At 65.4% G+C, this 20,048-nt stretch carries 16 protein-coding genes; 7 read left to right on the top strand and 9 right to left on the bottom strand.

Annotated elements, in window-relative coordinates; translation table 11 throughout:
- Nucleotides 1–223: 223 nt before the first annotated feature.
- Nucleotides 224–2,293, top strand: coding sequence for a hypothetical protein (locus RYH79_RS16440; protein WP_370901332.1), 2,070 nt, complete (start codon nucleotides 224–226; stop codon nucleotides 2,291–2,293).
- Here RYH79_RS16440 and RYH79_RS16435 read toward each other — a convergent pair.
- Complete coding sequence (locus RYH79_RS16435) at nucleotides 2,283–2,492, bottom strand: hypothetical protein (protein ID WP_370901330.1); 210 nt, start codon at nucleotides 2,490–2,492, stop codon at nucleotides 2,283–2,285. The genes RYH79_RS16440 and RYH79_RS16435 overlap by 11 nt on opposite strands.
- A 299-nt stretch (nucleotides 2,493–2,791) precedes the next feature.
- Between RYH79_RS16435 and RYH79_RS16430 the strand changes: the two genes are divergently transcribed.
- The 3 genes from RYH79_RS16430 (at nucleotide 2,792) to RYH79_RS16420 (ending at nucleotide 5,468) form a co-directional block, all read left to right on the top strand.
- Nucleotides 2,792–3,568, top strand: coding sequence for a transcriptional regulator TbsP domain-containing protein (locus tag RYH79_RS16430; RefSeq protein WP_370901328.1), 777 nt, complete (start codon nucleotides 2,792–2,794; stop codon nucleotides 3,566–3,568).
- 463 nt (nucleotides 3,569–4,031) lie between these two features.
- Nucleotides 4,032–4,988 carry a hypothetical protein gene (locus tag RYH79_RS16425; RefSeq protein ID WP_370901326.1) on the top strand — a complete coding sequence of 319 codons (957 nt, stop codon included), beginning with the start codon at nucleotides 4,032–4,034 and terminating at the stop codon, nucleotides 4,986–4,988.
- 33 nt (nucleotides 4,989–5,021) lie between these two features.
- Entirely contained in the window at nucleotides 5,022–5,468 is a 447-nt protein-coding gene (locus RYH79_RS16420) for a hypothetical protein (protein WP_370901324.1), read from the top strand.
- A 70-nt stretch (nucleotides 5,469–5,538) separates the two neighbouring features.
- Here RYH79_RS16420 and RYH79_RS16415 read toward each other — a convergent pair whose 3' ends face one another.
- Nucleotides 5,539–5,685, bottom strand: a complete 147-nt coding sequence (locus RYH79_RS16415; RefSeq protein WP_370901322.1) for a hypothetical protein — start codon at nucleotides 5,683–5,685, stop codon at nucleotides 5,539–5,541.
- A 44-nt stretch (nucleotides 5,686–5,729) separates the two neighbouring features.
- Between RYH79_RS16415 and RYH79_RS16410 the strand changes: the two genes are divergently transcribed.
- A complete protein-coding gene (locus tag RYH79_RS16410) occupies nucleotides 5,730–7,031 on the top strand; it encodes an RNA-guided endonuclease InsQ/TnpB family protein (protein WP_370901320.1) in 1,302 nt (433 codons plus the stop codon).
- Nucleotides 7,032–7,112: 81 nt separating this feature from the next.
- Here RYH79_RS16410 and RYH79_RS16405 read toward each other — a convergent pair whose 3' ends face one another.
- Entirely contained in the window at nucleotides 7,113–7,520 is a 408-nt protein-coding gene (locus RYH79_RS16405; protein ID WP_370901318.1) for a PQQ-binding-like beta-propeller repeat protein, read from the bottom strand.
- Nucleotides 7,521–7,619: 99 nt separating this feature from the next.
- On the opposite strand from RYH79_RS16405, the gene RYH79_RS16400 reads away from it, so the two are divergent.
- Together RYH79_RS16400 and RYH79_RS16395 are read left to right on the top strand one after the other, a co-directional pair.
- Nucleotides 7,620–9,218 carry a S41 family peptidase gene (locus tag RYH79_RS16400; RefSeq protein WP_370901316.1) on the top strand — a complete coding sequence of 533 codons (1,599 nt, stop codon included), beginning with the start codon at nucleotides 7,620–7,622 and terminating at the stop codon, nucleotides 9,216–9,218.
- Between the two features lie 431 nt (nucleotides 9,219–9,649).
- Nucleotides 9,650–10,450 (top strand): transcriptional regulator TbsP domain-containing protein, encoded by an 801-nt coding sequence (locus RYH79_RS16395; RefSeq protein WP_370901314.1) that lies wholly within the window; start codon nucleotides 9,650–9,652, stop codon nucleotides 10,448–10,450.
- A 251-nt stretch (nucleotides 10,451–10,701) separates the two neighbouring features.
- Here RYH79_RS16395 and RYH79_RS16390 read toward each other — a convergent pair whose 3' ends face one another.
- The 6 genes from RYH79_RS16390 to RYH79_RS16365 form a co-directional block, all read right to left on the bottom strand.
- The gene (locus RYH79_RS16390; protein ID WP_370901312.1) at nucleotides 10,702–11,514 is read right to left on the bottom strand and encodes a transcriptional regulator TbsP domain-containing protein; all 813 of its coding nucleotides are present in this window, start codon (nucleotides 11,512–11,514) and stop codon (nucleotides 10,702–10,704) included.
- Between the two features lie 100 nt (nucleotides 11,515–11,614).
- The gene (locus RYH79_RS16385) at nucleotides 11,615–12,418 is read right to left on the bottom strand and encodes a transcriptional regulator TbsP domain-containing protein (RefSeq protein ID WP_370901310.1); all 804 of its coding nucleotides are present in this window, start codon (nucleotides 12,416–12,418) and stop codon (nucleotides 11,615–11,617) included.
- 464 nt (nucleotides 12,419–12,882) lie between these two features.
- Nucleotides 12,883–13,779: a hypothetical protein gene (locus RYH79_RS16380; RefSeq protein ID WP_370901308.1), complete on the bottom strand. Its 897-nt coding sequence runs from the start codon at nucleotides 13,777–13,779 to the stop codon at nucleotides 12,883–12,885.
- Nucleotides 13,776–14,738 (bottom strand): hypothetical protein, encoded by a 963-nt coding sequence (locus tag RYH79_RS16375; RefSeq protein WP_370901306.1) that lies wholly within the window; start codon nucleotides 14,736–14,738, stop codon nucleotides 13,776–13,778. Before RYH79_RS16375 ends, RYH79_RS16380 begins: the two co-directional genes overlap by 4 nt.
- A complete protein-coding gene (locus tag RYH79_RS16370; RefSeq protein ID WP_370901304.1) occupies nucleotides 14,735–18,223 on the bottom strand; it encodes a hypothetical protein in 3,489 nt (1,162 codons plus the stop codon). The genes RYH79_RS16375 and RYH79_RS16370 overlap by 4 nt, the downstream gene beginning before the upstream one ends.
- Nucleotides 18,220–19,989 carry a DEAD/DEAH box helicase gene (locus RYH79_RS16365; protein ID WP_370901302.1) on the bottom strand — a complete coding sequence of 590 codons (1,770 nt, stop codon included), beginning with the start codon at nucleotides 19,987–19,989 and terminating at the stop codon, nucleotides 18,220–18,222. Before RYH79_RS16365 ends, RYH79_RS16370 begins: the two co-directional genes overlap by 4 nt.
- Nucleotides 19,990–20,048: the final 59 nt, after the last annotated feature.

The raw sequence follows: 20,048 nt of genomic DNA, 5'->3' as shown, positions 1-20,048 counted from the left end.
AATCGGGATTCCACTGGGTGATCGGGGTTCCAGGTGCGTCTCCAGTGCTCGCCCGGACGAGACGTACGTCTTCTGACGCCGGCAGAGCGACCGACACCGCGATCGACGACAGACGCTCCGTGACTCTCGACACGTTTCGCCCCTCTCACTATCGCTCCGCTTTGCTTTGAACACAGCTATTAATCGGTACTACTAAATCAGTGCGTATCTCACTGGATCACACATGAAGTTCACCGAAGGGGAATCTGGAAAGCTAACTGTGATCGACGACTTTCGAGACACGGTACAGTTGGAGTTCGACGCCAACGAGGAGCCGGAGCTCCAATCTGACGGACCGGGGCTGACTGCGTTCACCGAGGTGGGCTACGACCCGCAGAAGCGCCATCACACGGAGACGACCGGCTTCACCGCGCCGCCGGTGGCCGTGACGGTGGTCAACCTCGCCGCCAACAACCCCGACCACCGCCAGCTCACCGACGGCGACACCGCCGCCATCGGCCCCGATACGGCGGTGATCCTGCGAACGCCCGTGCTCGTTCACGTTCGCGCAGATGGCACGGGCCAGGTCCAGCGGACGGCCGACGCGGTTAAAGTCGTGTTCGACGAAGCGACGGAGATCGAGATCGGCTTCGAGAGTCGCCACCAGGAGTCGCCAGGCGCGATCTACGTCGAGAAGAGCCTCGATGGCGTCGCACGCGGGCTCTCCGCGCTCGGGTGTAACACCCAGACCACCACGCCGGATCGCAGTTTCCCCAACGTCCGCAAGCAGCCGCCACGGATGCAGTTCCGCGACAGAGAGATCGTCGACGGCGCGCTCGCGGACTGCCCGGACACGAACACCGAAATCGTCGTTCCCGGCACCGACGACGACGGCTTGGCGCATCTCCTCCCGACCGCGGGACTCCTCCACTACCTCGGGGCCGAGGCGACCGTCGAACCGGACGCGAGCGGCACTCACCTCCGCGTCGGTGCCGAGAGGTACCACCTCGGTGACGATCCCGAGACCACCGACCAGACCGCCTCCGCGCTCTTGCGGACCGTGTTCTTCCTCGACTGTCTCGCACGGACGGGTGGGCCGTACGGCACGGATCTCGTCGAGCGCGAACTGCTGGACGAACTCGGTCTCGACGCCGTCCGACTGTACGACACCCCGCTGGCCGAGCGGGTCCGGCGCTACCTCGACACGACGAACGTTCTCGGCGACGACGGTGACCCAGACGACGGCTTCCTCGACCGGCTTCCGGAGTGGCACCTCGGACTCCACGTCGAGCCGGAGTTCAAGCGCGTGCCCGCGCTGTCGCACTATCTCGGCCGACTGGCGGACGTGTACAGCCCCAGCGGCGCGCAGTTAGAGACCCTGACGGATCAGGGGCAGTGGTCACAGCGCACCACTCGGAGCCGGAAGCGACACACTGCGGGTGACGTGATGATCGGGCCAGAACAGCGCGCCCGAACGGTCGGGTGGCACGGCCCGCGGCGGGCGCTGAACGCGTTCAACGTCGTCGGTGACGGGCTCCCCCGCCTCAAGCCGCTCACGGACGGCGACCTTTCAGTGACGGTCGTCCAGGCGGCCGAGGAGTTCGTCAACGACGAAGAAGTAGCGGACTACTACCGGGAACGAGATCTGCCGATGGACGTCCGCCTGCTGTCCGAGCCCGGCACGGCCGGGCTGCGACGAGCGCTCGAACGGCCGACGGACCTGCTCCACTTCGTCGGTCACTGCGAGGACACCGGGCTGCGGTGTTCCGACGGCACGCTCGCCGTCGAGGAGATCGACGAGTGCAACGTCGAGGCGTTCTTCCTGAACGCCTGCGGATCGCTCGGCTTCGGCGAGAAACTGGTGAAGCGCGGTGCCGTCGCCGGCGCTGCGACGACCCGCGCGGTGTTCGGCGAGACGGCCGCGCAGGTGGGCTGCGACTGGGCCCGACTCGTCGCGCACGGCTGGTCCGTCGAGCGGGCGCTGGACGTGGCGCGATCCGTCGACGATCCGAGCGGGTACGTGAGTGTGGGTGACGGGACGCACAGAGTTGCAGAGGCTGAAAACGGCATTCCGGGAGAGTACCATGTCTCCAGTGATGGGAACGGAGAGAAGATCATCACAATGTCGTGGAACTCACCTGTCAAAGTGGGGGCGACAGTCGGTAATTACCTACAGATGCAGGATCAGCTGTCTTCTTCTGAGACTAGCCAAGAGTTTGGAGACGAGAGATCGAACGGTCTGCTCTCACTATTTCCGAACCCCATATCGCATCAGGGTGCGCTTGTGTGGGACCCGGGAAGGATCACGGATTAGTCGGGCCGGAGTACTCACTCCCGCCATCATCGATCGACACCCCACCATCTGTAGTGAGGTCGAGCCCGCCATCGAACCCACCGTCGGCGGCCGCGACAGGATCGGCGACTGCCACGAACAACACGACCAACAGCAGGGTCGTGAGGAGTCTCGGGTGCCGTGCGACCGTCGCCTGGAGCCGGGCCATCGCGTCGCGCATACTCGTACGTTATCAGATATGGGATTTAAGTCTGTTGTCGCGGACGTTTTTGTTTCGACCTGAGATAAGAGAGCCGCGTCGAGTATATTGTGAGGTGTTACGGATATACTTTCGCCGAGAGAGGACGGATCGCGGTCGGAGAGCGGGTTGGCGGCGGTCGGACGTCTCTCTCGACGGGTCTCACCGCGACCGGCGGCTGATTCTGCCGCCGGAGAGAAATACCACCTCGGAGTTAGACCACGTTCTACCTCTGTCGTGGGAAAATTACTTGACGGGGCGGGACATTACGCCCCAACAGGATGGATTCCATCAGGGGGAAGCCGACGAAACTCTTCGAAGCGGCACTACGGGAGTTGGACGATCCGATCGCCACGCTCCCGTCGGCGGGGCTCTGTCTGCCGTTCTGTCGTGCGCTGGACCGGGTCGGCGACGCCAGCGCCCGGGTGTTGCTCGCGGAAGACGAGGACGGCCGACTGGACTGGCGGACACAGACGGTCGCCGCGGACCACCGGTACGAGGGCCGGCTCGGGCTACGGTCCGCCCGGACGACGGACGCGCTCGTCGTCGGCACGGAGCGAGCGTACGCGCTCGACACGACGACACTCCCGTCGACGGCGGTCGCCAGCCGCCTCGACGGCGAGCGACCGGTCGCCCAGCGGTGGGCGCTGGGCGAGCGCCTGCGGCTCGACGCCCCCCCGCGTTCCCAGCTCGTCGCCGAGACGCGCGAGACCGTGGGGGACACCGCCGCGACGGCTGTCACCAACGAGATCCGACGCGGGCCCGCCCGCCGCCGCGGCCCGCCGGGAATCGACCCCGTGAAGCTCCTCCTGTGGAGCGGTGCCGCCGAGGGCGCCCGGGTCTCCCGTGTGAAGACGGTCATCGAGCGGATGGGCCTCGGGAGTCGCCAACTGTTCGAGCGCCGGCTGGACGTGTTGGAAGACGAGGAACTCGTCGCCACACCGACGATCAACGACGGCGAACGCGGCCGTCCGGAGCGGCAACTGTCCGTCCCCGACGACCTGGGTGTCGCCGACCCGACGAGTCCCCCGGACTGGGTCCGCGCGGCGCTGTTGTGACAGGCGTGTTCAGTCACAGGTAGATTGTCTGTCGAGTTCGTCGGACGGGTAAATCTGAGACACGGCAGGAGGCCGTGTTCGAACTACGAGCCTGGACGCAGATACAGATGACCCTGGCACCGTTCGAGTCACCTCAGTGGTACCGTGTGGTTGCGAGTGTGGGAGGCACCTCGAGAGGAGCCCGTTTGCTAATCGCCTGTGTCGATCGCAGTGCAGATCAAAAACGATTGTCTAGATACTCATTGCGTGAGTCACGCTCTATTAAAACCTTGGATTAGTTGAGACTTGAATATCTTTCTGAGTGTTTGAGCTCTAGAGTACCTGAGAAACATTCAATACAAAAGCTGCGTACTACAGGCATGCGTCCGACAAAAACACGGACAACGTCAGTCGTCGTAGCGTACTCCAAGCAGTCGGCCTGAGTGCCGTAGGTGCCTCGGTCGTAGGCACCGCCACCGACAACGTGGCAGCCGCCGACTACCCCTACGACAAGATCGAGGGGGACAGTGAGGCCACGACTATCAGGTACACTAAGAACGCGGTGTACGACAACTACGTCAAGATGTCGATGGCGTCGACCCTGACGCACCTCGGGTCTCCGTATCTCGACGACGGCACGTATCTTCACAACTTCGGACTGAACACGCAGGGGGCTGCGTACCACACGCAGGACGAGGCCCTCCGGCCGAACATTCGGAACCACTCGATGAGAGCAGAGAGGCTCGGATCGAACGCGGTGCTGGACGGCCGACCGGTCGACAGTGAGTATGTCGGTGCCATCCCGGCAGAGACGAACGACGACATCCAGAAGTTCTTCAGTACTGCTATAAAGTCGACTGCCGGACTACTCAGCGCTAAAATCGGGGTAGTGACGGCTGGTGCGTCGATCATCGGCAGCATGAAGAACATCGGGACAGAGGAGTGTCCGGAGTCGAGCACCTGTGTGAGCTACCAGTGGGACTACGACTTCGACGAGAAGGAAGAGGTGGCACACCAGGCGAAGTTCCAAGCTATAACCGATGGCAGCGAGTACGGCAACATCGAGGTGACTGCGCAGGTGAACGCCGAGGTTGCTATCTCGTTCCTCGCTACGATTGGTCCAGATCAGAACGGTGACGACGAGGGGTACAACTTCATCTCCCCCCGACAGCCTCCCTCGAAGACTAGCTCCGGGGACGGCAGTTCGGCGTACGTCTCTCGTGACGCCCTGCAAGAGTACTTGGACAGTGATCTCAGCTCCAAGTCGGACATCCCGACCCCGGACGAGATGAGCGCCGAGACGGCCGAAAAGTACGGTGTTCGCGAGCTCGAAGAGCCACAGCCCATCGTCGTCGACGGAGAGCGGAAGCGGGTGACACACGTGGTCGAAGATCTCCCCGTTCACACCTTCGCACTGGAACCGAAGCCAGCACAGCGGTGAACCGAGAGTAACTCTTTATAATTTATTTTCACAATGGTAAAGCGCCGAGCCTACCTCGCAGCACTGTGCAGCGGTCCGTTCCTCACTGGCGGGTGTCTGGCGAGTGACGAGCCCGAGTCTCCGTCCGTTCTGACGGACCACCGACTCACGATCACGGAGCGTGGCTGCGGGGACAGGCAACACGACGCCTCGCTGTCGTACGACACTGCGACGAATCAACTCCACGTCGAGGGGACGTACGCCAAGACCGAGGAGTGTGGACCGCTCGGGCTCGGTACCAACAGGCGACCGAACAACGAGAAGGTGGACATCGAGATCTACCCGGTGGACCGAGCCGACTGCCCATCGTGCCGGCGTTACTACGAGTACGAACTGACCGCCACGTTTCGAGACACCCCATCTGGCGTCGCACTCGTCTATCTCGAGACGGACGACCCCTTCGGTGAGTTCCTGGACGTCGAGAGCGAGTCAACCGAGTGACACGTAACAAGCGGAAGCCCACCCCTTTAGCGGTGGGTCTGAGCGACAATCAGATCAACCCGTGAGTGTGCTACGACTCGTCTGGATGTTCCACCGCCTCTAACCCAGCCTCAATCACTTCGCGGTACGCCTCTGTCAGACTCTCTGCATCGCTTTCTTCCTTGTAGTCTTTCACTCGCCCCGCCAGCGCGTGGGTGATGTCGATATTTGGTCTCATCGTCTAAAAGACCTTTAGTCACCAAACGGTAAGAGCCTGTTGTCGTGAGGCGAACCAACACGTTCGCGGTCAGACCGCTCACCGATGCCGACGAGCGACTGCTCCGCGAGCTGCTGGACGCCTCCGCCAGTCTCTGGAACGAACTCACCTACGAACGTCGCCAGAACTTCTTCGACGGCGAGTCCGTCTGGGACACTGCCGATTACCGGAAACAGTGCGTCGGCGTCCTTGGCTCCGCGACTGCTCAACAGATCATCAGGAAGAACAAATCTGCCTGGCAGTCGTTCTTCGCCCTACGTGAAGACGGGGAAGACGCGTCACCTCCCGGGTACTGGGGCAACGAGGACAACGGACGCGAACTCCAGACACTCATCCGCAACGACCAGTACACGCTGGAAACCGGAGAAAGATCACGGGTTGAAATCCCGGTCGGCCAAGATCTGAAGGACAAATACGGACTTGGCTATTACGAACGGCTCCGCTTGGAAGTTGTTGGCGACCCGAAGTGGGACGGTGAGCAAGGCCAACTGGAGATCCAGTACAACGACATCGACGACACGTTCAGAGCCTTTCAGCCTGTCACTGTGCCTGGTTCTCGACAGGATTCACCATTAGCCGAGGAATCGGCTGCTCTGGACGTGGGCGCGAACAATCTCGTCGCCTGTACGACTACGACTGGCCAACAGTACCTGTACGAGGGACGCGACTTGTTCGCCGACTTCCACGAGACGACCGAAGAGATCGCCCGGTTACAGTCGAAACTCCGCGAGGGACGATACAGCAGCCAGCGGATTCGTCGACTGTACCGGAAACGGACACGTCGACGTGACCACGCACAGGATGCGCTTGTCCGTGATCTTGTAGAGCGACTCTACGAGGAAGGTGTGGCGACGGTGTACGTGGGCGATCTCACCGATGTCCTCGAGACGCACTGGCACCCAGAAGTGAACGAGAAGACGCACGAGTTCTGGGCGTTTCGGTCGTTCGTTGATCGGCTTGCCACAACCGCTGAAGAGTACGGGATCACGGTTGAGGTTCGGTCTGAAGCGTTCACCACGGCGACGTGTGTCGAGTGTGGTGAGCAAATGGAGACAGAGCGTCGTGGCGACGTGTTCCGGTGCTCGTGTGGTTACGAGGGCCATGCAGATCTGGACGCGTCACGGACGTTCTTGAGCCGAGAGACTGGCAGAGAGTTCGAGACAGGGTCGATGGCACGGGCCGTGCGCCTCAAGTGGGACGACCACAACTGGTCGGAGCTATCACGCTCTCCCGAGAGGGCAAGTCCCAACGAGGAGCGCACAAATCGGAGTACCAGCGACGGGAAAGTTGCCTCCGTGGGCCGATAGCGAACATCCCCACCGGAGGAATCCCACCCCTTCAGGGGTGGGAGGATGTCAAGCCCGTCTGTACGGGGGATGGTGTGTCTGTCACTCCTCGTCGTCGCGCGGCACGAACACGACTCCACCGACGCCAGCCACGCCGACGGCTGTCCCGAAGCCGGGACCACCGACACTCGACGTTCCCTCGCCAGCACCGGAGCTACTGGGAATGCCCCGAGCCGTGTCCGGCTCGGTGCCGTCTGTCTCCACCACGTACAGATTGTCGTCGTTGTTCCCGACGTACACCGTGTCGTCCTTCACTGCCGGCTGCGAGCCGACATCGTTGTCAGTCTCGAAGGCCCGCTCCTCGTCTCCCGTCGTCGCGTCCGCCGCGTACAGGTTGGTGTACGTACGAGAAGCGTGAGCCTGGCGGAAGGAGACGACAGAGTGCCCGGGAAGTCCACCGGGCTGGACGACTGCCGGTTCCTCGTCGCACTCTGCGGAACGCCCGACCACGAGGTCGGTAGCTGTCGGAGGGTCGGCAGCGAGTCGACGGGTCGGAGTCACTGCAACACTGCGGCACCACTTAATCCGGACGGCGCTGCGAGTGACGGTGTGCAGACACGCGAGCAGTTCGACCGGGAGGCACTGACGGAAGACGTTCGGGAGCTCGTCGACGAGATCGATCGCCACCACGTCGACCCGTTCGTCGGCTACGACAGTCGCGTCGCGTTCCGCGCGAGGGCAGAAGAGACCGTCCGGGACCTCCCCGAGTCGGCGTCGCCGGAGGAGGCGTTCCGCCGGATCGCGCCGCTGGTCGCCGGACTCCGCGACGCACACTCGCGGGTCCACCCCCCGGAGCCCGCCACCGAGACGAGCGACGAGTCGGACGGCCAGACGGCCGACGGCGGCGAGAGCGAGCCGGAGCGGTTCCCCCTCTCGCTCCGGGTGATCGGTGAGGCGTTGTTCGTCGAGTCCGTCACCGACGAGCGGCTCGAACCGTTCGTCGGGCACCGACTCGTCGCCGTCGAGGGCGTCACGACGGCGACGCTCGCCGACCGGCTCCGCCGGTACTACGGCGCCGAGAACGACTACGGCGCTCTCGCCGGCGTCTCGTGGCGGCTCCGGCGGCCAGCCCACGCTGCCCGGCTGCTGGAGCGTGACGAGCCACAGACGGAGCTGTCGATCACGTTCGAGACCGACGCCGGCGAGGAGACGGTGACGATCGAAGCCCGACCGCCGGGGGAGTCGGTCGCGTCGACCACGCCGTCGGTCGCACACCCCGAGGGGAGTGGTCCACGCTTCCGACTGTACGCCGACGGCGACGCGGCGGTGTTCGTCCCCGGTCGGCTCCAAGCCTACAGGGAAGCGTTGGAGATCGTGCTGGCACACGGCGCCGGTGAGATCGAGCAGTGGGCTCGACACGCCTACAAGCGACAGGTGGGGGGAGAGCCGCCGGACGACCCCGAGGAGGCGATCGCCGCACTGCCGTCGATGGCCGAGACGATCCACGACGCGACGGCGGCGATGCAGGCGGCAGACACGGAGACGCTGATCGTCGACCTCCGGGACAACCCCGGCGGCTCCTCTCGGTACGCCACCACGCTCGCGCACGCCCTGTTCGGCCCCGAGGGGCTCGGGACCGCCGTTCGTTCCGTCACGACGGCGAAGCGCCGGACGGACGCCCACCGCGACCGCTTCGGCGACGACTCCCCGCTGGAGACCGAGTTGGTAGACGAGTACGACCTCTCGGAGTACCTCGATCTGCCTGCGTCGGCGGACCCCGTCGAGGTGGGGCTCGAACGACTGCGGGAGTCGGAGACGGCGGCGCAGTTGCTCGACGAGGGCCGCGAGACGATCTACGAGCCCCCACAGGTGGTCGTCGCCGTCTCGGCGTCGACGATGAGCTCCGCGTTCGCGGGCGTGGCGGGGCTGTCCACGCTCGGTGCCGACGTGGTCGGGGTGCCCTCGGGCCAGGCGCCCGTATCGTTCGGCGAGCCCGTCGAGCGGACGCTGTCGAACACCGGGCTGACGGTCTCGCTGTCCGGCTCGTTGTTCGAGTGGGTGCCCGACCCGGACGGGCCGGTGTTGCCCGTCGACGCCGAGCTGACGCCGGAGCTGTACGAGCGGTACGACCGCGCGGCCGACGCCGGGCTGCGGCTCGCGTTCGACCACGCCGACGTCGACGGCGCTCCGCCGGAACCGGTCGAGTAGCCGCCCGACGACCGGGTGTGCACGCTCGATCGACACTCACCGCGCGTCCGCCGAGTCGTTCTCGGTGCCGTCGAGAGCGACGTACCGCTCCGGACACGTCCAGTGGGCCGTCGAGGCGACGGACTCGTCGTCGTGCGTCTCGCGGCGGCATCGGCCCGACGACGACCCGGAGCCGGTTCCGTCCAGCGTCGGGCGACGCCTCCCGTGGTGGACAGGACGACGGGCGGGGAGGGCCGCCGCCGGAGTGTTCGCGTGACTCGTGGCGAATCACCGTGTCGAGTACATCCCCAGAGTGTCGTTCGAAACCGAACGGACGTCCAGAGGGTGCCGAGCGACCGACGCCGAGGCACTCCGAGACAGTCGACTCGTCGTGGATCTGGTTGCTCCCTAAATCAGAAAATTAATCATATTCGAGAGGATACCTCGGCAGTGTGTCGAGACAGCTCTCCGGGCCGACGGACGAGGTACTTCGGACGCTCCTCGACCGGTACCGACTCTCGGTCGCGGAGTCGCCGGTCGTGATGACGCTCCCGGAGTCGGGCGTCGTCGAGTCGTTCCTCGGCGTCGCCAGGGAGGCTCCTCTGCCGACCCCGCTGTCGGTCGTGATCCCACAGCGGGCTGTCGAGAATCTCCCCCAGTCTCGCCACCCGTTTCTCGCCGCCGTCGACGACCGCGAGGGGTGTGCGATCCGGTCTGCGCCGACGTCCGCGACGGTCGTCTCGGTTCCGAGCGAGACCACCGTGGTGGACACCGACCTCCCGGAGTCGCTCGGGCTCACGAGTCCCGGTGGCGCACACGACCGGTACGCCACGCTGTGGGAGTCGGGCGTGGAGGCACGCTTCGACACCCCACCCCACGGACGGCTCCTCTCGGAGACGGAACGCCGACTCGGAGCACGGTCACGGAGCGTCGTCGAGACGGAGTTAGACCGGAGTCGTGCCCGTGGCGACTGGGAGGTCGACGTGGTCTGTCTCGCGCTCTGGGCGGGGGCCGTCTCGAACACGTCCGTCCGGGCGGTGATCGACCTCGTGGAGACGCTGGACATCATGAGTCGTGGGACAGTCGAACGACGACTCGAACGGCTCCGCGACGACGAGGGCCTGATCGACACGCTCCCGCTCAACGACGGCTCCTCCGGTCGCCCCAGCCGACAGCTCCGGATCGGCGACGACATCGACGTCCCCGACCCGGCCGACCCGCCAGACTGGGTCCGCACCGTTCTCTCGGCGTGACACCCTCGCGTCGCTCGACGCGTTCCCGCCGTTCGACGACCGACCCTCCGGCCAACGCCACGCGTCGGTGGATTGCGCCGGGACGGTGGCATCCGACGGAACGAGCCCGACCGAGACAGTGGCATCCGACGGAACGAGCCCGACCGAGACAGTGGCATCCGACGGAACGAGCCCGACCGAGACAGTGGCATCCGACGGAACGAGCCCGACCGAGACAGTGGCATCCGACGGAACGAGCCCGACCGAGTCGTTCAGTCGTCGAACGCCTCGAACACGAAGCGTTCGAGGGACGTGTCCGCGACGGACTGTTCGGCCGTCTCGGTGAGGAGGAGTCGCTGTCGAGGCCGCCCGAGCCCGACTTCGACTTTCTCCGTCGTGATCACCCCTCGCTCTTCGAGAGCGGTCTTGTACCGAGAGGCGCTCGCGGTCGACGCGACGTCCGCGCCCTCCAGCCACCGGCCGACCGCGTAGTTCTGCAGGCCGTGGGAGGCGCCGACGAGCAGCGCCGCCGTCACGGCGTGGAACCGCTCCCGTTCCCCCTCCTCGGCGGCGTGTTCCAAGACGGCTCCGAAGTCGACGGCGAACGCCTCACCCAGTTCCTCCGAGGCAGTTCGAAACACTTCGTCGAGCGGCGGCTCCCTGACGCTGTAGGCCTCGGCCGCCTCGAACTCCGCAGTGATCTCGTCGGACACGTCGCCGACCCAGTCGTCGTCCGTGATCGTGAACAGGTCGACGTAGTCGTCCAGGGAGATCACCACCTGCGCCTCCGTGGGTGTCAGCAACAGCATCGAGAGGGTGTCACACTCGGCGACGCGCAGTCTGAGGAGGTCGTCTCGGATCAACGCCGACGCGCGACAGCCGACCTCGAAGTCGTCCCTGAACTCGCGGAGTGCCTCGTTCCGGCCGAGAACGTCGATCGTCGGCGGATCGGCGGCGGCTTCGAGTGCTCGAACGACACCGGTGAGGACGTCGAAGGTCGGGTTCGACAGTGTCCAGCGCCCGTCGGCCCGGTCGAAGCGAGCCGCGAGTCGCTCTGCAATCGGAGGCGAGTGGTCTCGATCCATCGTCTACCTCGAACACTCCGCCGTGTCTCACTTAGCTGGGGCAATTAAACACACTGTCTCGAAAACGTGATAAATCGGGGTGGGACGAACGGGAGACGGGTCAGAAACAACACTGCTGCAGCAGTGGCTCGATCCCCTCCCTCTCGTACCGACTGGCGTACGGTTCGGCGAGGTGACACCGTTTTCGTGGGCGTCCCCCTCCGTCGGCGACAGAAGACGAGGTGAGCACGCCCCGGTCTTCCAGTCGCCCACGGTGCCGTGAGCAGGTCGCCTTCGACGCGATGTTCCGAGACTCCACCCAGCTCGTGACGTCGTAGAACAACAGGTCCTGTGCGCTGGCGGCCAACAGTGCTACCCTGACCGCGTGGATCGAGTCGGGGTGTGTCGGGTCGTCCGTCAGCGCCACGGCCGTCTCCAGGTCTGCCGCCAGCTCTGGTCCGAGTCGGTCCGCGGCCGACTCGAAGACGCGCGACAGTCCCGGCAGTCGTCCGCCGAACTCGACGGCCGACTTCTGGATCGACGCCGCCTCGTCGGCGAGAGCGGCGACGAACTCGTGGTCGGTCGAGACGCCGAACGTGCGTTCGCCGGGCGTTCGGAGTTCGCTCACGACCACGCTGCTCCCGACCAGTTCCGTCGTCATCGCCTCGACGTCCGCCTCCCAGAGCGACAGCCGGTCGGGGGAGAGGTCTCCCAGACGGGCGTTCGTCGGGAACAGTCTGAGCGTCTCGCGGAGTGTCTTCCCGTCGGCGACGATCTCCAGCGCCGGCGGGTCGTCGAGTTCGGCGACGCCCCGTGCGAGTTTCACCAGCGTCTCACGCTCGGGCGCCAGGACGGTCCATTCGTCACCAGACTCCCCCATCCGCTCTGCGAGCGCCGACGGAGTGATCGGCTCGACGCTGCTCACCGTGACTCACCCCCAGCGTGGCGAGCTCTCGGGGTGGATACTGCGGTGGACATCGCACGGACGAGACGGTCGTGGGCGTGTGCTCGAGGGAACATGCTCTGTGTCGTGGGCGAGAGCACCGAGTCGGCGGGCTGGCCCCGACGTGACGAGTCGTCGACGGCGCTCCGGCGCCCCTCGGGCTCCCGTCGTCGTCCGAGGACGGCAGCACGGATGAACACCCCAGTTTCGAACACGGAGTGAACGCTGTGTGAAACGTCACCCACGGTGTGGTGAGGGAGTTAGTCGGTGGGCCCGTCGTCGTGTATCGGGTCACTCGTCTGCGGCGCAGTGGCGAGCGAGTTCCGGAAGTCCAGCCCAGCCGTCTCACTGGCGGGGCTCGTCGGCTGGAGTGACGAACGACGACGGGAGCTGTCACCACGGGTCCGACGGATTTCCGACGGGATGGAGAGTCGACGACGTGGGGTTCACCCACGGACGGACTCGTCTCGTCCGACGACCCCGAAGTACGACGAGTCGTCGACGACCGCACGCGGGAGAGTCCCGCCGTCGAACCCCGAGAGGTGTCCGAGGTGGATCGGCAGGTGGCCGGTCGCGGGGTCGTCGTCTCTACTCGTCGCACGCAGCCGTCGGGTGACGAGTCTGAGTGTCGTCTCGTCGCCCGTCTCCTCGGCGGTCGTCTGCCACTCGTGGACGGCACGCTCGATCACGTCGGTACGCCCGGGCTCGACATCGTCTTGCGGGACGTTCACCCAGGCGTGACCGGCCTCTGTGATGTAGACGGCTCCGGGGGTCGACCGGTACTGGTCGTACGCGTCGATCAGTTCGGGATGGTCGAACGCCGACTCGAATCGGTAGTCGCCCCAGGTCCAGATCAGCCGCCCGTCCGTTCCGACGGCCCACTGCTCGCCGTGCGAGAACGGGGGACCAGTCCAGACCGACACCTCACCCTCGCCGGGAGCGTCGGGGTCCGTCGGAACGTCCCCGAGATCGACAGCTCCGGAGAGTCGGCCGAGGTACACCGGAACCCACCCGTGTGAGACGGGAGCACGATCGACGTTGTCGTACGAACCGCTGTGGACCTTGGTCAGAACTTCACCACGAGCAGTCACCCTGAAGCTCCCTCTCCCACCGTCCTTCCCGGCGAGGAGCATCGCTCGCCCGAGCCCGGTGGGTGGGTCACCGTACACGGCCAGTCCACGGTGCTCCCACTTCAGCCGTGGCTCGTCGAACTGCCCTTCGGTCACGAGGCTGTACCTCGACCCACGGTACGCAGATGGCCAAGGGTCGAGAGGGTCGAGTTCGACGGACTCCCCGCCGTCGATGGGGACGCGAGTCGACCGGCGCTCGAACGACGCAGTCACGACGGCTCACCCCCGAGTCCGTCGAGAAGCTCGTCGACTGCACCGGCGTCGTCCGACTCCGGTTCGATCTCGTCGCCTCGGTCGTACAGCACACCACTCTCCGATGGGTTCGCCGTGACGGCACCGTCGTGTGGGTCGAGCCCGGCCGCCCACCAGTCGGGGTCGCCCGTCGGAGTGGCGGTCGGATCCGTGGGAACCGTCGGATCGGTCGCTGCCGTTCCACCGACGGAGAGTGGGTCTTCCGGCTGCCGGACGTCGGGGACCCGTTCGACACCGTCCAACAGGTCGGCGAACTGCTCGCTGGTCAGTCCCGCCGCCTCCACGAGGTCGCCCGCGACCGCTCGTGACAGACGAGCGTCGCCGAACCACCGCCGGAGCGTCTCCGGTCCGACGAGTTCGACATCCGTGCCGTCGGCGGCGTCGACTGCGGCGTCGGTGAACGAGCGGTTCGTCACGACCGCGACGCGGGACACCGGGCGACCGACGAGCGGATCGGTGTCACCTTCGACGGTGGAGCGAACTGGTGTTTCGCCGACAGTGTCGTCGCCGACTCGCGGCTCGACGCGGAGTCCGACCGTCCTGTGCTGTCGTCGCCAGAACAGGTCGACTGCGAGGTCGCTGTCCGGGTCGGCTGGTTGGAACGTCCCGTCGTAGCGTGTCAACACCCCGCCGAGGACACGTGCGAACTCCCGGCGGGTCGTGTACTCCACGTCCCCGACGGTGACGCGACGGACCGGTGACTCGCGTCGTGTGTCCGTGTCGACGGCCGCCGCGTCCGTCGTCGTCGGTGGTGCGACGTCGATTGTCTCGACCAACTGTTCGACGAGCTCCACGTCGGCGTCGAACTCCTCGTCTGCGAGCGCGCGGACGAGCCTGGCCTCCGAGACGCCCGCCTCGCGGGCTCCACGCACCGTCTCGGCGACACTCCCGGGAACGAACCAATCGAGCGTCTGACTCATCTGAACACCTCCTTGAGACGGGCGACGACGCCACCACGTTCGACGTTGTGTTCCTCCCCCGTCTCCGCGTCGTAGACGACCGTCGAGACAGACGTGACCCCGACGGATCGGACGATGAGGAACTCGTCGTTTGCGGCGACGGCGTCGGGTTCGTCGTCGACGAACTCCGGGAGTTCGTCTGCCGTCCTCGTGTCGCCGTCGAGCAGTCGCTCACAGGTCTGGCAGCGATTGCCGTCGTCACCGAGTCGTCGCTTGGCGTTCGTCACGCCACACTCGGAACAGGACTCCGTGTGCTCGTCCAAGACGATCCCGTCGGAGGGGACACGTGTCGTCTCGGTTCGCACGTGTTCGGGGCACAACGGCGTCCCGTCCAGTGCAGTCGTCCGGTGGTGGTCCGGGCACAGGGCAGCGTCACAGACTGCACACGACCTCGCGTCTCTCGGACAGAGCGGGTCACCACACTCCGAACACGGGGTCTGGTGGTCCGTGCCGACCGACCGGTCGCAGACGACACAGTCGTCGGCGTGTTCCGAGCAGTGTGGGTCGTCGGAGACGCAGCCGGTGACTGTGTGGCTGGCACACCGTGTCACCCCACAGACCACACAGTCGTTGCTGTCGGCCGGACAGAATGCTCCACCGTAGACTTCGCACCTCGACACGTCGTCGCTACACACCGGCTCTCCGCACTCGTGACAGTACGCTCTGTGGTCGGAACAGAAAACGTCACCACAGTCACTGCACGCCTCGGAGTGGTCACCACAGAGGAGGTCACCACACGTCTCACAGACACGTCGGTCGTCCGGACACACTGCTTCACCGTGTCTTTCACAGGTAGCGGCGTGGTCGGCACACAGCGAGTCACCACAGTCGCTACACACTAGCGTGTCTGCGGAACACAGCGTCTGGTCGCAGACAGTGCACTCGGATCGGTCGTCCTGACAGACGATTTCGCCGCACTCTTCGCAGGAGGTGGCGTGGGAAACACACAGCGGGTTGCCGCAGTCGGTGCACTCCCTCGTGTGCGTCGTACACAGAGCCTGCTCACAGGTAGTGCAGATAGATCGGTCGTCCGGACACACTATCTCACCACACTCCTCACAGGCGGAGGCGTGAGCGGTGCAGAGCGAGTCACCACAGTCGCTGCACACCGCCGTATCTGTGGGACACAGAGTCCAGTCACAGACACTACATTTAGACCGGTCGTCTGGGCACACCGCACAGCCACACTCGTCGCAGGTGGTAGAGTGGGCGCTGCACAGCGAGTCACCGCAGTCGCCACACGCCACCGTATCGCCCGTACACAGTGTCCGATCACAGACGCTACAGCTAGAACGATCGTCCGGACACACCACCCAATCGCACTCCTCGCAGGTGACAGCGTGGTCGGCACACAGCGAGTCACCGCAGTCGATACACACCGTCGTATCCGCCGCACAGAGCGCCTGGTCGCAGACAGTACAGTTGGATCGGTCGGCCGGACAGACCGTGTCACCACACGCCTCGCAGGACTCCCGGTCTGCCGCACAGACGGGGTCGCCACAGTGGTCACACTCGACGGTGTCCGCCGGGCACAGTGTCTCGTCGCAGTGCGTACACCGGGCGCCGTCGACGGAACAGACGAGCTCGCCGCAGTCCACACACTCCCGTTCGTGGTCCGGACAGATGCGCTCCTCACAGGTGTCACAGACGGACGCCTCGGCACAGACGCCGTCGTCGCAGGCGACACAGTCCGTCACGACGCTTGGTCTGTGGATCGCGTCACAGACCGAGCAGCCGGCGGCGTGGGACGGACAGAGCGTCTCTCCCGCCTCCGATACTGCACGGTCGGCTGGACACCGAGTCGACTCGCAGACGGCGCAGTCGGCACGGTGGTCCGGGCACGTCGGGTCGTGACAGCCGTCACACGCGACCGTGTGATCCGGGCAGTGGAACGCCCCGTCCGCGGCGCAGGCGTCGAGCGTCGCCGTCGTCTGGTGGTCGCCACAGGTGACACACGCCGTCTCACACACGGAACAGGCAGTCGTTCCGGCGGCTGTCGCGGAGTGGTGCGTCTCACACGTCGCTCGGCCGCAGACCCGACAGTCCTCACCGCAGTCGACACACGTCGGTCGCGCACAGTACGCACAGTCGGCGGCTCTGTCGCCGGCCCGACAGACGACGCGGTCACAGTCGGCACAGGTGGCGAGACAGTCGTCACAGACGACGTGGCCGTCGGGACACACTGCCGGTGGAGTCTCCGGGCCGAGCGACGCGTCACAGCTCTCACAGGAGACAGTCCCGAACTCTCCAGTCGCTGGCGTGTACGGCACTCTCGTCCGACCGGTCCGACCGTCGACGGTCACCGACAGCTTCAGTTCACCCGTCTCGTGTGTGACGAGTGTCACGCCCGCCGTCGAGACGGACACCTCGACGGCGTGTCGCTGTCGCGCCTCTCGTACCTTCTCCCGTTCCTCCTCGCGGAGTTCGGTCCGGCGTCGGTCGACGGCGGCCTCGACCTCCTCCAACTCCTGTCTCGCGTCGTCGAGCTTCGAACTGTACCGGCTGCGGGTCTCGTCTTTCCGGGCCCGGCGGCGTTTGTCGCGCCACTTCTCCACTTCCGCCTCGGCCGTCTCGATCCGGTCGCCCAACTCCTCCCGCCGGCTCTCGTAGAGGTTCCGAATCTCCTCGACTCGTTCTTCGACTGCCGTCGTCGCCTCCGCTCGGTGTGACGCCACCGTCGGTCCGAGTCGCGCTCGAATATCGTCGACGGCCGTCTCGTAGAACTCGGCGATCAGCTCGTCCGCGTCGTCGGGGACGGGGGCAGGCTCTGCGCCGAGCGCGAGGGGACCGAGGTGCGCGGTCAGACGGTCGGCCAACGCAGGCCGGCTGTCGCCGGTGTCGATGTCGAACGCCAGCGTCGTGAACTCCTCGTGTGGGTACGACCGTTCCCCGTCGATTGCGACCTCGAACGCGAACGAGACTGCCCGTCGCGTCTCGTGTGACTGGAACCCGGCCGGCTCGACGGTCGCCGCCGTCGCGTCCAGTTCGACGGGTGTCGCCGGTGGGAACGAACTCCCGTAGAGCCGGACGTGTGTGACCGGGTCCCCTTCGCGGGCGACCTCCAGGACTGCTTGGAAGAACGGCGTCCCCGGTGCAACGGGGAGCTCGCCGTCCCCAACACTCGTCTCGTCGAACACGAGGGTCGCGTCTACGGCGGTCGCGTCTTCGTCGGCGTCCGTCGTCTGTCGGGCGATTCGGTGGAGTGAGTCGTCACCGCCCGTGTCGACAGTCTCCGAGTTCGTCCGGAACGCCGACAACTCCGGCGGTAGTTCGACGTCCCAGGTGTTCTGGCTCCGCCGGTCGACGTCTCCGCCACGCGTGACGATCACCGACTCGACGAGTCGCCGAACCGCCGGCGTGTCCAGTCGGTGAGTGTCGCCGCCTCGGTCACCGTCTTCGGGGGCAGTGTCGCCGGTGTCTCTGGCGTCGGCCGTCCCGGAACTCACGAACGCGCACCTCCGAGTTCGAACGTCTCGAACACGTCGCTGTTGAAGTCCTCCATCCGCTCTGCGGCCTCGCGATTCTCTTCGAGATCGACGGCCATCTCCTCGAAGTTGTTCTCCAGTTCGGCCTCGTCGTCGGCCTCGCGGAGCCGTTCGAACACCTCCCGTTCGAAGTCGGTGCCGGACTGTTCCATCTTCGAGAGGATGTCGCGCAGTCCGCCGATCGACTGGGTGAACAGGTCGATCTTCCCGTAGAGCTTGTCGAGAACGTGCTCTTCGACCGTGTCGGACAGCGCGAGGTTGAACACGTGGACGTTACGCTCCTGCCCGATTCGGTCGACACGGCCGATCCGTTGTTCCACCTTCATCGGGTTCCACGGCAGATCGTAGTTGACCATGACGTTACAGAACTGGATGTTCCGGCCCTCGCTGATCGAGTCTGTGGCCACCAGGACGCCGCCTTCGTCGTCGAACTCGCCGACGACGGCGTCCTTCTGCTGGCTGGACAGGTCACCGTTGACGACGTGGACCGGCTGGTCGAGTCGGCTGACCGCGTCCGCGATGGCGTCTTGTGTCGGACGGAACTGTGTGAACACGACCGCCCGCGGAATCTCCATCTGCTCGTCGATCTGTTCGACGACGTTCCGGAGTCGACGTTGTTTGCTCGTCTCGCCGATCTCCTCTGCGGTCTCGCGGATCGCCTCGAGATCGGACTGTTCTCCCGGTCCGATCTCCGCGGCGCCGTCGCCACGGAGCCACTTTCGGACCGTCCCGAGGACGGCGTCCGGACTCGAGACGACCTCTTTCTGGAGGAGGAGCATCACGAGGTGCCTGGCGTCACGCTGGCTGTAGTTGTCGCGGACGTACTCCGTCACGGCTCGGTACAGACGGCGTTCGCTCGGCGACGGATCGAACGTGTCCGTGTGCACCTCGCGGTTCGTGAAGCTGATGTCGGTCTCCTCACGGCGGTTACGGATCATCACTCGACTCAACAGCCGTTGGAGTTCGTCTGCGTTCTGCAACTGTGCGTGTTCGCTGTCGGCGACGAACTTCTGTTCGAACGCCCGTCTGGTCCCCAGCAACCCGGGTCTGACGAGGTCGACGAGGTTGTACAGGTCCGACACGTCGTTCTGGATCGGCGTCGCCGTCGCGAAGAACGCCTCGCGGTACTCGACGGTGTCGAGCAGTTCGTACCGCTTCGTGTCGTCGTTGCGGACGCAGTGAGCCTCGTCCAACACGAGGACGTCCCACTGTCGGCTCACGACGTCGTCGAAGTGTGACGAGGTCTTCGCGGTGTCGACGCTGGCGACGATTCGATCGTGTTCGTCGAACCCCTGGAACTCATCGTCGTAGTTGCAGACGAAGTCGAGCTCGAACTTCTCCCGTAGTTCGGCCTGCCACTGAGGGGCCAACTGGGCGGGGGTGAGAACCAGGAAACTCTCGCGCGTCTGGCGCAGCGACATCTCTTTCAACACCATCCCGACCTCGATCGTCTTCCCGAGCCCGACCTCGTCGGCGAACAACGTCCCACGACCCGTGCCCGTGACGGCACGGTGTGCGGCCGACAGTTGGTGATCGAGGAGTTTGATCCGGTCACCGATCTCGTCGACGACGAGAAGATCCTCCGCTCGCCGACTCGCGTCGAACGAGCGAGCCAACAGGCGTTGCGTGTGGTGGGCAGTCTCCCTCCGCGTCGAGTCGACACCGTCGGTCGTCGGCGGGTCGTCCACCGTCCACTCGACGTCTAGTTCTACATCACCAGTTGACATTTAATAAAAGAGGATGGAGCGGGCCGGCTCATGAATCTTTTCACTTCGTGTACAATTTC

Origin of the sequence: Halobaculum sp. MBLA0143 (genome assembly GCF_041361465.1) — an archaeon.
Taxonomy (GTDB): domain Archaea; phylum Halobacteriota; class Halobacteria; order Halobacteriales; family Haloferacaceae; genus JAHENP01.
The sequence above is the reverse complement of the archived record's forward strand: the minus strand, read 5'-3'. Positions and strand labels throughout refer to the sequence as shown.